The 14863-nt window shown below is 36.1% G+C and carries 10 protein-coding genes; 2 read left to right on the forward strand and 8 right to left on the reverse strand.

Annotation, left to right across the window (positions count from 1 at the left end):
* The first annotated feature begins 308 nt into the window (after window positions 1–308).
* The gene (locus FLS47_RS10370) at window positions 309–749 is read left to right on the forward strand and encodes a DoxX family protein (RefSeq protein WP_149914305.1); all 441 of its coding nucleotides are present in this window, start codon (window positions 309–311) and stop codon (window positions 747–749) included.
* Window positions 734–1867 carry a chromate efflux transporter gene (chrA, locus tag FLS47_RS10375; protein WP_149914306.1) on the forward strand — a complete coding sequence of 378 codons (1134 nt, stop codon included), beginning with the start codon at window positions 734–736 and terminating at the stop codon, window positions 1865–1867. The genes FLS47_RS10370 and chrA overlap by 16 nt, the downstream gene beginning before the upstream one ends.
* Before the next feature lie 451 nt (window positions 1868–2318).
* Here the strand turns inward: chrA and FLS47_RS10380 are convergent, their stop codons facing one another.
* From FLS47_RS10380 to FLS47_RS10410, 8 genes are all read right to left on the reverse strand, one after another.
* Complete coding sequence (locus tag FLS47_RS10380) at window positions 2319–3998, reverse strand: DUF4998 domain-containing protein (protein ID WP_223225228.1); 1680 nt, start codon at window positions 3996–3998, stop codon at window positions 2319–2321.
* A 9-nt stretch (window positions 3999–4007) separates the two neighbouring features.
* The gene (locus FLS47_RS10385) at window positions 4008–5282 is read right to left on the reverse strand and encodes a DUF4959 domain-containing protein (RefSeq protein ID WP_149914307.1); all 1275 of its coding nucleotides are present in this window, start codon (window positions 5280–5282) and stop codon (window positions 4008–4010) included.
* 29 nt (window positions 5283–5311) lie between these two features.
* Window positions 5312–7267 (reverse strand): RagB/SusD family nutrient uptake outer membrane protein, encoded by a 1956-nt coding sequence (locus FLS47_RS10390; RefSeq protein WP_149914308.1) that lies wholly within the window; start codon window positions 7265–7267, stop codon window positions 5312–5314.
* Between the two features lie 17 nt (window positions 7268–7284).
* Window positions 7285–10407 (reverse strand): SusC/RagA family TonB-linked outer membrane protein, encoded by a 3123-nt coding sequence (locus tag FLS47_RS10395; RefSeq protein WP_149914309.1) that lies wholly within the window; start codon window positions 10405–10407, stop codon window positions 7285–7287.
* A 524-nt stretch (window positions 10408–10931) separates the two neighbouring features.
* Complete coding sequence (locus tag FLS47_RS10400; protein WP_149914310.1) at window positions 10932–11354, reverse strand: DUF1801 domain-containing protein; 423 nt, start codon at window positions 11352–11354, stop codon at window positions 10932–10934.
* Between the two features lie 3 nt (window positions 11355–11357).
* Window positions 11358–11840 carry a YciI family protein gene (locus FLS47_RS10405; protein ID WP_149914311.1) on the reverse strand — a complete coding sequence of 161 codons (483 nt, stop codon included), beginning with the start codon at window positions 11838–11840 and terminating at the stop codon, window positions 11358–11360.
* A gap of 322 nt (window positions 11841–12162) precedes the next feature.
* A complete protein-coding gene (locus tag FLS47_RS18280; RefSeq protein WP_188347410.1) occupies window positions 12163–12327 on the reverse strand; it encodes a hypothetical protein in 165 nt (54 codons plus the stop codon).
* 1115 nt (window positions 12328–13442) lie between these two features.
* The gene (locus tag FLS47_RS10410; protein ID WP_149914312.1) at window positions 13443–14537 is read right to left on the reverse strand and encodes a Fic family protein; all 1095 of its coding nucleotides are present in this window, start codon (window positions 14535–14537) and stop codon (window positions 13443–13445) included.
* Between the last annotated feature and the right edge of the window lie 326 nt (window positions 14538–14863).

The following is a 14863-nucleotide window of genomic DNA, read 5'->3' on the forward strand; positions in this document are numbered from 1 at the left end:
ACCTTTCTATTTTCAAATATACAATATCTGATAGTTCGTATTACACGAAATTTGTGTAGTGTAAGGCGAAGGTTATGAGATGTTTGATATTTGTTTATACTTCCATTTATTTGAGGTTGTAAAAAAACAAGGAATGGCTCAGGGCCAATAAATAAAAGGGGATGAGAATAAACTATAGAAAAAATCAATTCTGTGCATTTGATATAGGATGGTTGAAACTGGCCTCTCTGTTATTTTAAGTATGCCAATTGCATTTATTTTAGCCTATCTATATAAAAAAGTGCAATCCAAAATTCATAAAACTAATCATGAAGTTTCAAAAAATAACTAAGACAGACGTATCAAAAACCACTATATTAATTCGATTGATGGTAGGAGCGGTATTTTTATCAGAAGGAATTCAGAAGTTTTTATTTGCCGACACCCGTGGAGCCGGACGATTTGAAAAAATTGGTTTGCCTTATCCTGAATTTTTGGGCAGTTTCGTTGGAACATTGGAAGTTATTTGTGGATTTCTTCTTCTAATCGGGCTGTTCACACGGCTTGCAAGTCTCCCACTTATTGTTATTATGCTTGTGGCTATTGCAACAACTAAATCAGAGATTTTAATAGAAAAAGGATTTTGGGATATGATGCACAGCAGCCGCAACGATTGGACGATGCTTTTGGGCAGTATCTTTCTATTGATAAAAGGTGGAGGTAAATGGTCGGCAGATAAAACTTTTGAAAACAAATGGAGAATAAAATAGAGCTAAAAGAAATAGCAAAAGTTTTCAGTAAAATAGGTTTTATTGGATTTGGTGGTCCAGCAGCACATATTGCTATGATGCGGGATGAAGTAGTGGTCAAGCGGGAGTGGATGAGTGAACAGTATTTTTTGGATCTGCTGGGAGCTACCAATCTTATTCCAGGTCCTAACAGCACGGAAATGGCTATTCATATTGGCTTTGATAAAGGTGGGTGGAGAGGCTTAGTAACAGCCGGTATGTGTTTTATTTTACCCGCCGTTTTTTTAACAAGTATTCTAGCGTATTTGTATATTCGATATGGTCAGTTGCCCGAGCTACAGCCTTTTATTTATGGTATCAAACCTGCTATAATTGCTATCATTCTCGCTGCCATTTATCCTTTAGCAAAACAATCCGTAAAATCTTTAAATTTAGGTCTTATCGGTATTACCGTATTGTTAGCTGCGGTGATTGGAGTTAATGAAATATATTTAATGCTTGGTGCAGGTTTGTTAGCATTTGGATTGCACACTATTCAGAACAGACAAAATGAAACTTTACAAAGTATCGTTCCGTTTGCTTTTTTTCTTCAAATCATACAGACAACTTTTTGGACAGCGACCAATGCACAGCTATTTTGGACATTCCTTAAAATTGGCTCCATACTTTATGGAAGCGGATATGTATTATTTGCCTTTATCGATACAGAATTGGTTACAAAAGGTTTACTCACAAGGCAACAATTGATGGATGCTATTGCAGTAGGTCAGTTCACGCCTGGTCCCGTTTTTTCGTCGGTAACTTTCATCGGATTTCAAATCAATGGACTTTCAGGTGCTTTTATTTCAACAATAGCTATTTTTCTTCCCTCATTTGTTTTTGTAGCAATGCTTAATCTCTTAATGAAAAAGCTTCGAAATTCTAAAGGATTTTCTGCCTTTTTAGATGCTGTAAATGTAGCATCTGTAGCTGTAATGATGGTCGTGTGCTTGGAAATGGGTAAAGAAATCATTACTGATTGGAGGACGATGTTAATTGCTTTTTCCAGCATTGCAATAACTTTTGGCTACAGGAAAATAAATAGTGCTTTTGTAGTTTTGGGTAGTTCCTTATTCGGATACTTGTTGTTTCAAATTTAAATACATTACTTTTAAGGTAGATCATAACTTTTTTCAATCTTAATGTATTGTATTTGGTAACATGATAGTGCTGATTATTGTTCCTGCCAAGCATATCGGATTAGGCATTCCTTTGATTTTGCAGTCTTTCCTCTACATTTGTTTAATCAATTATGTGTTTGAAAACTAGCTTGTTTGCTTATTCTTTGAAATCATCCAGGATAGTTTTATGTATTTCCTGCTCCATCCTGGATAATTTTCAAAATTGACCATTTCGCGAATGATAAAATTAACTTTACAGTTATAACTAATAGACTTGACTTAATAGTCATTAATTATTCTCTCTTCACTTTGATCTAAATTTTACCAATAGTGATTTATACCCGAAAGCTAATAAACACTTATTTCATAGGACGGATATATACAAGCAGGTTGGAATTAGCTCAAACCTGCTTGTACTGTTATTTATCTTTTATTTTGAAAATCTGAAATTAGCAAAATAATATACCATATCTACAGTAGGAGCAAATGTCAGACTTGGTTCGCCACCAATATTTATAGCAATAACTCTATTGTGAGTATTCACTCTAGACTGCAAATCAACAGTTACATCTGTCCATTGCTGTAATTGATTATCTGGTATTCTATAATCATTTGCATTAAATGAGGAACCCTCCTGGCCAAATGTACTTTCTGATGAAAATGCCCAAAGGTAATTCATTATCCTTGGCCAAAGTCTTTGATAGGGCTCATAGGTACCACTAATAACAGATTTAGCCGGCATGTAAACTTTGAATTTAAGGTATCTGTACTCTGGAATATTAAATCTGTATTCCTTTGGGATTACAAATACAAATGTTCCATTTTTACCTCTCATAGTTGCTTTAAAAACATTTTGTAAGGTGATTCCAGCAGGAGCTGCAGGTGGAGATGTAGCAGGGATTTGTAGTTCCAATGCCCAGGCTGTCGCATCTTGAATTTTTCCGTCTAAGAAGAAATTCATAGGAATTAAGGACTCATTTGGGGTGGTCACATATTCAATGACACCTGAGTTTTCAAAGGGCTTCAATAGATGATCAATACCTAATGAATTCGGTATATATTTTATCTTTTTGATGATACCTAACCTCAGCAGGTCTACCATAGTTTGTGCATTGGCATCTGTAATGGGAGATACCTTGCGAATGAATGGTAAATAGCTTCCCCCACCTATGGTTTTGACTACACCATTTCTATTGTAATCTAATGTTTTGAGTTGGAATAAATTGCCCCCAGTTAAATCCAATTCTTCAACATTCGCAAAGTAAAATAAATCTTGTAATGTATTGGTATGTACTGGATAGGTTAGCTTTTTGTAACTAGCCACAGCATCTGCTGTGAATGTAGTAATACCATTTGCTTCAAGTATTTCTCGCTCAGCAGGATTAAATGTACTAGATCCCGTTGGCATATTTATAGCTAATGGTGTTATTAACTCTACAGAATCCAATATTGGTACACCATTGACCTTTGGTACAACATTGTATTTAAGAAGGAGGTTGAATGGCTGTCCAGCATTTAAGTTCGCTGCAAATATTCGAGGATTATTCGTTTGTTTTCCTGTTATCTTCGTACCATTCTTGTCTGTGTATTGGTATTCTAAGCTTTTATAGTTTAGTAGAATATTGGTTAGTGAAGTAGGCCAATCTAATACAGCTGCACTAGGAGAGGTTAATACACGAGGAGAAGAGACTACCAGATTATCCACATCGGCTTGTGTATATGGTATTACAGCAATCACTTGTGGTACTGATTTGTTATCAAACTCATCAATTGTATATACTCGAATTCTGTAAAGTTTAGATTGTTTAAGATTTGTGACATTGACCCATGAGACTAAGGAGTCTATCACAATCTTTTCACTATCGTATTCAATAATAGTTTTTTTTGATTTACCCATTGATATTTGACTCGAAGGAATGCGACCTACTTTCATCAAATCTATTTCTACACGCTCAAATCCTACTTTACTTACAATAGTGTCGTATTTTGCAGGGTATACCACTTCGTTAGAATAGGGTTGTACATTGTCATACATTCCCTTACAAGAATATATCATTGCTAATACCCATATTAAAAATAGGTATTTGCTGTTTCTTTTAATAACTTTCATATTTCAAGATTAGTTACTTTTTCTACCATAAAGAGTAATCTCCGAAAGACAATTGGCATCTTCCAGGGTATAGTTTCCATTAAAACTTTTGACAGCTTCATATCTAAACCAGCGTGTTTTCTTTGTGTAGGCCGGTTCATCAGGATACATATATGCCATATCACCCGCTTCACCTTTTTTCACAAACTCTAATTCACTCAATCCTAAAGGAACTTCTATTTTGCTTTGAGAAACAAATTCCCAAGAATTAGTAGCATCATCCCAGATGTACATATTATACACACCAACATTTTCATTTCTATAGTATTGGCCTCGTGATATATTAGCTAAGCCACCGGAGTGACGCTGTACAGTGACTATGCGGCTAAGTTCGTAATATCCACCTAAGTCGATTATAAAATTCCAAGGCATATTCCCATCAGCTGAACGCCCCGTCTTTCCGCGTCCACTGGTATGCATAAAATTCAAATTATCACCTCTATCAATGATATCATCAATTACGTATCTATTTCTACCCTCTAGACCATTACCGAATACCATAGGAACTCCGCCCACTGAATCGTTTGGGTTGGGTAAAATCCATGATTGTTTTGGGATTTTAATATCTTCATACAGTGATATTTGTCCTTTGGATATAGGTTCTGTGATATTACCATATATGTCTTCTACTCTGATTTTTACGTCCACTTTTTCCGAGGGAGAAAGTACAAGGTCATTGATAAAGCGTCTATCCTTTTCAAGATTTGACGAAAAAACAGAAGTTATAGATCTAGTTTCCCCATTTTGATTGAAGGTGAAATCAACATATACATTGATGTTTTGCTTTAATTCATTTGACCAATCTATAAAGAAAGAGCTAAATCCTGGTTTTACCACCATCGAGTTTGCTACTCTACTAAATGCAGGTTCTAAAGGTCTAACTTTTACATTTAATGGTTCTGATTTATTACCTGCTCTATCTACAGCATACAATTGAATAGTATATTCTTCGGTGTCTGGTAAACCGTATACGTCCAAAGAGTCCACAAAGTAAGAAGCTGCGAAAGTGAATTTTTTACCATTTTTATTCGTGTAAATAGCCTCCACACTCATCAAATCCTCATCGACTGGAAATGAATAGAAAAATCTAGCCCCACCGTATAATGCCTCATAGCTTTTTAAAGTGATTTTTCCTGGAGCTTGGGTGTCATCACTATTGGGTTTGAATCTATCTTTCTCTTTACAAGCGGATATAATGCATAAACTTACCAGACAGTAAATGAATCCTAAATATATTGTTTTCATAATAATTGCAATTTAAAATCTTCAAATAATTACCATCCTGGGTTCTGAATCAATTGTCCATTGGTATTCATCTCATTAAGACTAATAGGCCATAAACAGTCTGTGATAGTAAATCTTCGCTGTTGTTTTACCTCTAATACAAAGAAAGTGTTACCTGTTGTCCCTGTGTGGGTCCATCCCCATACCGGTGATGAGAAGGCAGAAGTCGCTCTTTTGTGACGCCACATATCCCAAAAATGAATACCTTCAAACGCAAATTCAATCGCGCGTTCTTGAAGTATTATATCCCTTAGCCCTTCTTTGGTTTTGTGTTTATTTACTGTTTTTGCTAGTGTAGGATCAGCCCAAACAACTTCTATTTTAGGTACACCAGCACGGTCTCTTACTTTGTTGATTTCATCGTAAACAGATTGTGAAGGTCCAAGATGTTCGTTCATCGCTTCTGCTTTCATCAAATATAAATCTGCCATACGTACTATTGGGTATGGAAATTTTATAGTACGTTGCCAAGCGTTGGATTGCGATTCAGGATGTACCATTTTTTGAGTACCAATACCTGTTGCTAAAAAGTCGGTAGTATGTTGAGAGGAATTATACCCTCCATGTGAGTTACCGTACATCATGGTGTTAATGCGTACCGCATGTGCTCTCCAATAGCCGGCGGTAATTCCCAAATTTGCATAGAATCTAGGTTCTCTATTCATGTAAAGCTTAATGGTCTCCGCTCCTGGTTGCATATAGCCATTCCAATGTGTGTATGCTGGATCTGCAGCGCCAGGGGTTCTGATGATCTCATGTCTATTATTATAATCATAAGTAAGATCCTCTTCAATTGGTAAACCATTTTCAGTATAATAGCGTTCGGCCATTGCATAGGTAGCTGCCATCCATTGCCAAGAGTAGGCCGCTGTATTTACTACCCCGTCGCCATAGCCTTCTGGTAATCTGATGTTTGTCGAGTGTGCTAGCTCACCTTGGTTATAGTAGTCAAGATTAGAATTTCCCCATACTAATTCTTTGTTCCAAGGATCTACAATTAGCATACGCAAATCATACAACTTTTTCATTCTTTCTGTGTTCTCTTGAAAGGCTGGTCTATCGTATATGAAAGGCTCTTTTTCGAATTTATATAATCCTAATCCATTTGCTTCCGCTGTAGAAATTGCATCATTTATTGCTACTAATGCTTCTTGCCATTTTTCGTTATTCGCTTGCATTGGGAAAAATGGTTGACCATCTCTATCCATAAAGTCACCGAAATACTCTTGGTTCCCGTTGAAAAATGGACTTGCTCTAAAAAATAGGACCCGCGCTTTAATTGCTTTTGCTGCTACCTGATCAATTTGACCCAGGTTGTTCGAAGTCGCTCTCTCATTCAATTTTGGAATCGCTTGATTCATTAAATCCAAGATATAAGTAAAGCATTCTTCAACTTTTTTTCTAGGTAAGAATAACTCTTCTTTGGTAGATTCAGGCGAGGCTGTAGTTTCGGGAATAACAATGGGGCCATATTGCTGCACAAGTAAAAATGCGAAATATGCTTTTAAGAACATCACTTGTGCTTTCCAATCGGCAATCTCCATTTCCGACATGTCTTTTACTTTGTCAATGTTTGCTAAAAATACATCCGCTTGGCGAATAGCTATATATAATGGTTTTCCACCTTCAGATCCAGACCAGAAGCCCAATTGCGGGTTTGTCTGAGACTGTAAACCACGCATAATACGTATAGCTCTAAGATTGCTGGTTGTATTGTTCAAATCCAATCTACCTACGTATTCATCGCCTAATGTCCATGTGGTTACGTGGGTTCTCTCGTCGTTAGGCAAATAACTGTATACTTTAGCTAGTGCGTTGTATGCGTCTTCTTTAAGTGTGAATATATCTTCTAACTTTAAGGTGTTATCCGGAACTACATCTAGATACTTCGTACAAGAACCCAGACTTATGGCAGTTGCTACTACTAAATATTTTAATGATTTCATTTTCTTAGTTCTTTAAATTAATACACTAACTGAATCCCAATGTTAAATCTCTTGTTTGGAGGATATCCCAATCCATTTCTTCCCATCTCTGGGTCCCAAAGTTTGAATGGACTAGTCACAAATAAATTTTCACCACTGAAATAGATTCGGCTGCCTTTATTTATTCCAAAACGTTTTAAACTTTTAGGGCTGTATCCAATCTCTACAGATTTTAAGCGCAAGAAAGATCCATCACGCATCCACCATGATGATTGTTGTAGATTATTGTTGACAGGTTCGGTAGATAACCGAGGCCAAAAGGCGTGAATATTTGGATTTGTTTCACTCCAATAATCTTCCGCAATGATGGCCAAGGCATTTCTTCTGTTAGCAAATGGAGCAATACCATAAGCTCCTGAGGAAAGATTAGATTCTGCCGAGGAATTGATAAAGAAAGATACATTGGCATTACCCTGTAAGAAAAAGGATAAGTCCACGGACTTGTATCCCATCGACATACCAAAACCATATTGTATTTCTGGTACTGTAGGGAAGCCCATAGCGATGCGGTCATTACTGTTGATGATTCCATCACCGTTTATGTCTTTGTATTTGATATCTCCAGCCATATATTCGCCGAAATCTTGTTTTGGAGAGTTTTGTATTTCTTCCTCATCTACAAACAAGCGCTCAGCGAGTAAGCCCCATTGTTGGTTGATGTTTTGTCCTCTTCTTTTTAAATATGAATCGGGGTAATCTCTTTCATCCAATTCGTCTAATTTATTAACAGCATATGTAAAATTTGCGCGTCCTGATAACCAAAAGTCTTGATTTATGTTTTTCATATAGTCCAATGAACCATCGAAACCTTGCGAGCTTACCTGTCCAACATTCCCACTTACACTAGCTTCAAGACCTGCTGAGGCTGGGAAGTTTTCACGATTCATGTATATCTTGCTACGCACATCTCTGAAGAAATCAGCTGTAAATTTTAGGGATTCATTCATGAAATTAATTTCTGCTCCTAGATTCCATTTTTCGGATTGCTCCCAAGTAATGTCAGGGTTAGCATATCTGTTTACAGAATACCCATCATAAGCGTTCATGAATGAGGTTCCCCAGCGATATGCCCCACCACCCATAGCGATATCAGAAAGGTAAAAGAAACGACCGGATCTACTGGATATAGCATCGTTACCTACTAAACCCCAAGTACCACGCAGTTTCAAGGAGCTAACGATAGGTTTTAATGGTTCAAAAAAACCTTCGTTGGACATCAACCAACTTACCCCAAATGAAGGAAAAAATCCATAACGCTTTTCGCCAGTAAATTTCTCTGATCCATTGTAGCCATAACTCGCCTCAGCGAAATATTTATTATCATAATCGTAGGTTAGACGACCTGAATTACCCATGTTTTTTTCGGGTAATGTTTCGTAAATCGAAGTACTATTGCCCGCGGTCAATAGTTTTTCTTCCATCATACCAACAGTCATAGCACCAATATTGTGCAAACCAAATGAGCGATTCCAATTTAATCTGGCTTCGAAATAATAATGTCCATTGGCATCACGTCCTGGAATTACGTTTCCAAGGTATGATTGCCCCGAAGTAGGGTTGAGTGGGTACAGTTTGAACTCACCGGTGATTTGATTGTAGCTTTCTAAATCATAATAGAAAGGATTGTATGTTCGGCGACTAGAGTATTTTCCCCAAGTACTTACCGAGGCTTTTCCCTGAATCTTTAGCCCTTCTGTAAGGAAACCTAAGTCTTGGGATAATGTTGCTTGTGCGATGATGCTACTTTCATTGCGGTCTTCAAATCCCCTTACCATCTCCGCATATGGATTTGATTTTAGTGAACCGGTAACAAATGAATTTCCGAATAGAACATGCTCTGTAAATTCATTCGCAGCATCAGGCTTGTATACAGCAGGAAAATCTACTGGGTTACTATTCATTGTCATACGGAAAATATTGGAGGCAGATTCATATGGACCAGTATAACGCTCAAATCTACCTTGAATACGGGTGTCTAAGGTGGTTGTTTTCGTTAATTTAAAAATAACATTAGACCGTATAAATAATCGATTGATATCAATATTGTTATTGAAGTTGTTTCGATTATCAACTTTCAAAAGCCCTGTTTCTTTATCAAATCCTGTTGACACATAGTATGTTGCAACTTGGCCACCTCCAGACAAATTCACATTTGCCTTAGTATTGGTAGTAGACTTATTGAATAATGTATTGTACCAATTAATATTTGGGTAGATCATAGCATCTTCCCCATTTTGGGTAGATTGGATTTTTTGTTCGGAATAGTATGATCCTAAAATAGGTTGGCGGGTCAATTGTGCTTGATTGTACAATCGCATATAGCTAACCCCGTCTATCATATCAATCATTTTGGTCGGCATGGCAGTATTTACATCCACACGCGCGTTCATGGATACGGGGCCTTCTCGTCCAGATTTCGTAGTCACCATGATAATACCGTTCGCACCGCGAGCACCATACAATACAGTTGCTGAAGCATCTTTTAATATCGAGAAGCTTTCTATATCATCTGGTTGCAATCTGGCGAGGTTGTCTGTGGTAGCTTCGAATCCATCAATTAAGATTAATGGAGAGGTTTGATAACCAAATGTTGTCACACCACGAATAAAAAACTGTGCATTGTCAGCTCCGGGTTCCCCAGATGTTTGGTAGGAAATGACACCAGGAATTCTACCTGCAAATGATCCCGTTAAGTTGGATGCTGGGATTTTTAAATCTGAAGCTTTGACCGTCGTAATAGCGCCCACGACACTAGATTTTTTTTGTGTACCGAATGCGACCACTGTTACCTCATCAATGGTACTGCCGTCTTCATACAACAAAATTTCAAGAATGTTTTTTTGATCGACAGCAATACTCAGTGTTTTCATTCCCACATACGTAAAGGTAAGGCTATCACCCACGTTAGCAGTTAATTGAAATTCACCATTTGCATTGGTCTGAGTTGAAGTTATTTTATTCTTCAGAACACTAACACCTCCGATTGCATCCCCATTTGAGCCGTTTTTAACAACACCTGTAATTTGCTTTTGGGAAAATGCGAAAATAGGAATAGCTAGTAAGAATAAAAGACTCAACAGTTTTTGTTGAACTTTTTTCATAAAATAGAATTTAATTGGCTAAATCGATTAATTTTATAATAAATCTACAGATAGAATTTTAAAAAAGCAAGAAATAAAAAGTGTAACTATCGAATCAAAATTTTATTTAGTATTAGTTGAATTCTATATATTTTAATTCTAATTCAATATTCTATTGTTAACTACTCCGGTTGTTATTTTACTTATTTGCTTAAATAAGTTTGTGTTTGCAAATCCTTATTGGCCTAGGGTCCGTAAATGAGATTCCAGTACAAGTAATAGGATGGAAGGTTTATTGTTGACATAAGGCTAGTGGTACTTTTCCTTACTTTTGTGGCACCCGTTAGTTATGGCCCGCAAACTAGTGCGGTAAAAGCGCATCCAGCCTTGAACTTATTAAGTAAGTCGATTGTAAATTCGGTGTGGCGGGTTCTGCTGAAACGAGTGTTAATCTTATTGGAGAGTTGGCGATGTATCTGGACTTGGCAAAGCCAGAAGGCTACGTAAATCGCTTTCTGTTGCTCTAGAGGTAAGCGAAGTTACTTTTATCCGTATTTCTTTTTTAAAAAATCAATGGTTGATTGCATCATTTCTTTTAAAATGTCTTGATTAATATCGGAAAGTTTTTTGACATAAATGCAGCTTTTTCCCATTGTATATTTGCCCAAGAGCTCGAGTAAATCGTCTTGGCCTTCACAACCGCAATGAACATATAACGAAATGGCTGCTTTTCGTGGTGAGAAACCTACCAATGGCCAATCACCTTCTTGTCGGCTTCTATCAGATTTGTAATGATATTTGCCGAAACCTATTATGGAAGGCCCCCACATTTTGGGCTCAAAACCTGTAAAATCCTGCATGAGCTTAAGCAGCTCAAAACTGTCTTTCTTTTTTTGCTCGGTGTTAGCAAACGAATTAATAAATTCGTGCACATCTGATTCCGTTTGTTTGGTTTTTATCTCTCCCATTTCTTAAGGTTTTAATTTCCATATTTTTTCAGAGTAAGGCAAATATTCAGCTAATGCAGCCGAGCCGTACCAATTGAAAATTTCATAATCCAACAATCCATTTTTTATGGCAAGGTCAGTTTGTAAAATTTCTTTTGCTTCATCGATTGTTTTAATATTATTGAGAATGAAAATTCCTCTATACTTATTATCATTTTCACCTAAGGGTCCTGCTACTATTAGTTTCCCATTTCTAACCAGGTGGTTTATATTTTCCATATGTCCGCGGAAACTTTCGTTAATAAGCTTCTTGTCGGTTGTTTTATTGGTTCCAGTTTTGAGAATGACAAAAAAATAAGCTTTCATTCCGTAATCATCACCACCTAATTTTTCTGCTAACGACCTGTCATAATTAGGGTTTGAGGCTATCGTGTCTTTTGTTTTTTCAGACTGTCCAAAAGTTGTATTTGCAGTCAATATTATTAAAAGTAAAAATAGACTTTTCATTTCGTTGATGTTATGTTGTTCCTATTTCTTATTGAAATTTTAATTGGTTGTGATAATTGTAAACCATTGTTTTAATAAACTACTGTCAATATCTGCTGAACCTGTAGTTATCTATGTCGCATTGGTTTCCCTGTGCGGGACTTAATAACGGGCCGAATCTATTTAAATTCTTCTATCACTCTCGGTACAATTTGAAAAATAATATCTCAAATAATTAGCATAATTTCTTATTGCTCCTTGGTTGAGTTTTCGATATATTCGTTTACATGGTTATTAATTAATATATAAAATTTCTATTTATTCAAAATTAAACTAAATTTCTTTAGTTGCTTTCAATGACTATAAGTTCTGTAAAATATTTCTGTGTATACCCCTTTAAAAACCATTTAGCTTTTGTTAAGCTCTGTCTTTCCACCACATTCGATACAATGGTCTCGGTAAGTTTTTTCATATACCACAACCAATCCGACAAAATGTTCATTTCCATGCAATTTTGGTTTTTCTATTTTCTTTATTGGAAAGTAATTTACGACTGTTTGATTGAATTTTGCCTGTCTAGAGCAAATGATCTTGATAGTGCCAAAAGTTTGTATTTGTAGTGATGAATAACTGGTTTTCCAAACCAGAAAGTCCAAAAAATCAGTTAATTATTATTTGTTGCTAAAATCAGCTCGCAAAATTAGATTCTATCCAAGAACCTACGTTAAGTCCACTTAATTTTTGTGGTTTCAGCAATATTAAACTCTCATTTTTTGGCTATTAACACTTAAAAGCAACTTGTCTTTGGGGTGATTACATTCTTAAACCACAATCATCGGATTATGCTTTTATGCCTGAAAATTGATATCATCATTGCTATTTTCAAGGAAGTAAGACGATTTTAATGTGTTCAATTCATAGTTTAAGTTAGATTAGGTCTTGGATAGGTTAATTTAATACCCTTAGATTTGCAATTTGCGAATTGCAAATCTAAGGGTATATTTGTTTTGTGAGACGCAAGCTTAATGGGATGCGACCACAAGATCCAGTTGTAGATCGTTTTCGAAAAAGCTATAACGTACAATTTTAAAGAAATTGTACAGATTTATTCTTACTTGAGGATCATAAGGTAGCGTTGTATTTACGTATTGATAAAACCCTCCTGCTTTTCGTAATTCTTTTGTATCCGTCCTACTAACTACATATTTTACTACTGAATAATCTTTTTATAGTTCTGTGGATATATCTTTAAGGTTTTTATGATTTATTGAAGCTATATTCAGTCGGGCATATTTTATTTTCCGATACAATAACTAATAATGTATTAAATATCAGTCAATTACAAACACCCAAGGTGTGGCAAATATACAGAGGTTTTGGATAAAAATAAGTTTTCAAAATCGGCAGTAATTTCTCCTGTTATCTCACCAATCGTAGTGTCTTCTTCTAAAAAACCATAGAGACTTCTGGAAGGTTGAAAATCTACTGACTACAGGACTACAAAATAATAGAAATAAAAAATAAATAACTGAATTAAAGATATATACGGTAAAATACTAGATGTCAACTTTTTTTGATTTACTGACTACAACCAGCATTTTGTAGTCGGTACACCTTAAAAAACTACCAATTTAGCTCATAATTTGTGCTTCTACCACCCGAATCAGCTTTAAGTAAAATACTTTTATTAACTAAATCAGTAATATCTCTTAATGCAGTATCAGCCGATACCTTTGTCATCTTTGCCCACTTGGACGAAGTCAAATTTCCTTCGAAATTATCCATTAATTTAATCAGTATCATACGTTGTCGATTATTGCTGATATTAACATTGTTTTGCATCCAAAAGTGATGTTTTCTCACGACCTTATCTATAATCGTATTCGACGAAATAATAGCTTCTTTGAGGCAGTTTAAAAACCAAACTACCCACTTAGTAATATCCGAATCTCCTTTTTGCGTTTTCTCTAGAATCGTATAATATTCCTTACGTTCATGTTTAATTTGCGCAGACATACTATAAAAGCGTTGATTGACTCCATCCGCTTTCGATAGTTGCATATCTGTTAATGCACGAGCAATACGTCCGTTTCCATCATCAAATGGATGTATAGTCACAAACCATAAATGAACGATAGCAGCTTTTAGGACTGGATCTATATGAGAATCCATATTAAACCAGCCTATGAATCGCTTCATTTCTTCTTCGAGCCTTTCGGCTTTAGGTGCTTTAAAATGTACAATTTCTTTTCCTATTCCACCCGAAACGACTTGCATATCTCCACTTCTCCATTGTGCTACATCAATCTTGTACAAGCCACTTCTTCCGATTGGAAATAATGCACCATGCCAACCAAATAATCTTTCTTTACTTATGGTCTTATCGGCATTCTGTGTAGCGTCTAACATCATTTCTACTACACCATCGATATGACGATCAGAATTTACGAGACCTGAATTGTCCAACCCTAATCGAGTCGCTATTGATGAGCGCACTTGTTCTGGATTTAATATCTCTCCCTCTATTTCTGATGATTGAACAACATCTTGGATAAGTGTTTCCAAGTTTGCTTCGTCTTTTAGCTCAAATCCTAGCAACTCTGCTTTCCCAATCAGCTTCCCTTGAAGATGCCGAACCTCACTTAATAGATTCAGTATCTTTTCATCTTCCCATTGGAAATTTGTCCAATTATTTCGTTCGTGTATATAAACTGCCATGGCTTCAAAATTATATGCGGTAAATATAAGTATTATTTACCGCATATAAAGCGGTGAATAATCTATTTATTCTCCGCTATATAATTAAAATTATATCTGGTGCTCGCAATGGTGTAACAGTTTTACGGGGGTGAACATTTTCTCAAACAATTCATCAATGCTTGCCCATTTCAGGGCATATGTTTCTCATAATTTTATAAAACGGAGCGTAAAACCCACAGGTCTTTAGCCTGTGGGATGTAAGCGACTAACCCTGATTGAGAATATACTCACGAATAGTATCAGGAGATGCTTCACCTATTGAACAAACAAAATAACCATCAGAC

The organism is Sphingobacterium cavernae, from assembly GCF_008520265.1.
GTDB lineage: Bacteria > Bacteroidota > Bacteroidia > Sphingobacteriales > Sphingobacteriaceae > Sphingobacterium > Sphingobacterium cavernae.

Coding starts and splice junctions, on each gene's coding strand:
- FLS47_RS10380 (WP_223225228.1), bottom strand. CDS start 3,998: ATGAAAGTTATTAAAAGAAACAGCAAATACCTATTTTTAATATGGGTA.
- FLS47_RS10395 (WP_149914309.1), bottom strand. CDS start 10,407: ATGAAAAAAGTTCAACAAAAACTGTTGAGTCTTTTATTCTTACTAGCT.
- FLS47_RS10390 (WP_149914308.1), bottom strand. CDS start 7,267: ATGAAATCATTAAAATATTTAGTAGTAGCAACTGCCATAAGTCTGGGT.
- FLS47_RS10370 (WP_149914305.1), top strand. CDS start 309: ATGAAGTTTCAAAAAATAACTAAGACAGACGTATCAAAAACCACTATA.
- FLS47_RS10410 (WP_149914312.1), bottom strand. CDS start 14,537: ATGGCAGTTTATATACACGAACGAAATAATTGGACAAATTTCCAATGG.
- FLS47_RS10405 (WP_149914311.1), bottom strand. CDS start 11,840: ATGAAAAGTCTATTTTTACTTTTAATAATATTGACTGCAAATACAACT.
- chrA (WP_149914306.1), top strand. CDS start 734: ATGGAGAATAAAATAGAGCTAAAAGAAATAGCAAAAGTTTTCAGTAAA.
- FLS47_RS10400 (WP_149914310.1), bottom strand. CDS start 11,354: ATGGGAGAGATAAAAACCAAACAAACGGAATCAGATGTGCACGAATTT.
- FLS47_RS10385 (WP_149914307.1), bottom strand. CDS start 5,282: ATGAAAACAATATATTTAGGATTCATTTACTGTCTGGTAAGTTTATGC.
- FLS47_RS18280 (WP_188347410.1), bottom strand. CDS start 12,327: ATGGAAATGAACATTTTGTCGGATTGGTTGTGGTATATGAAAAAACTT.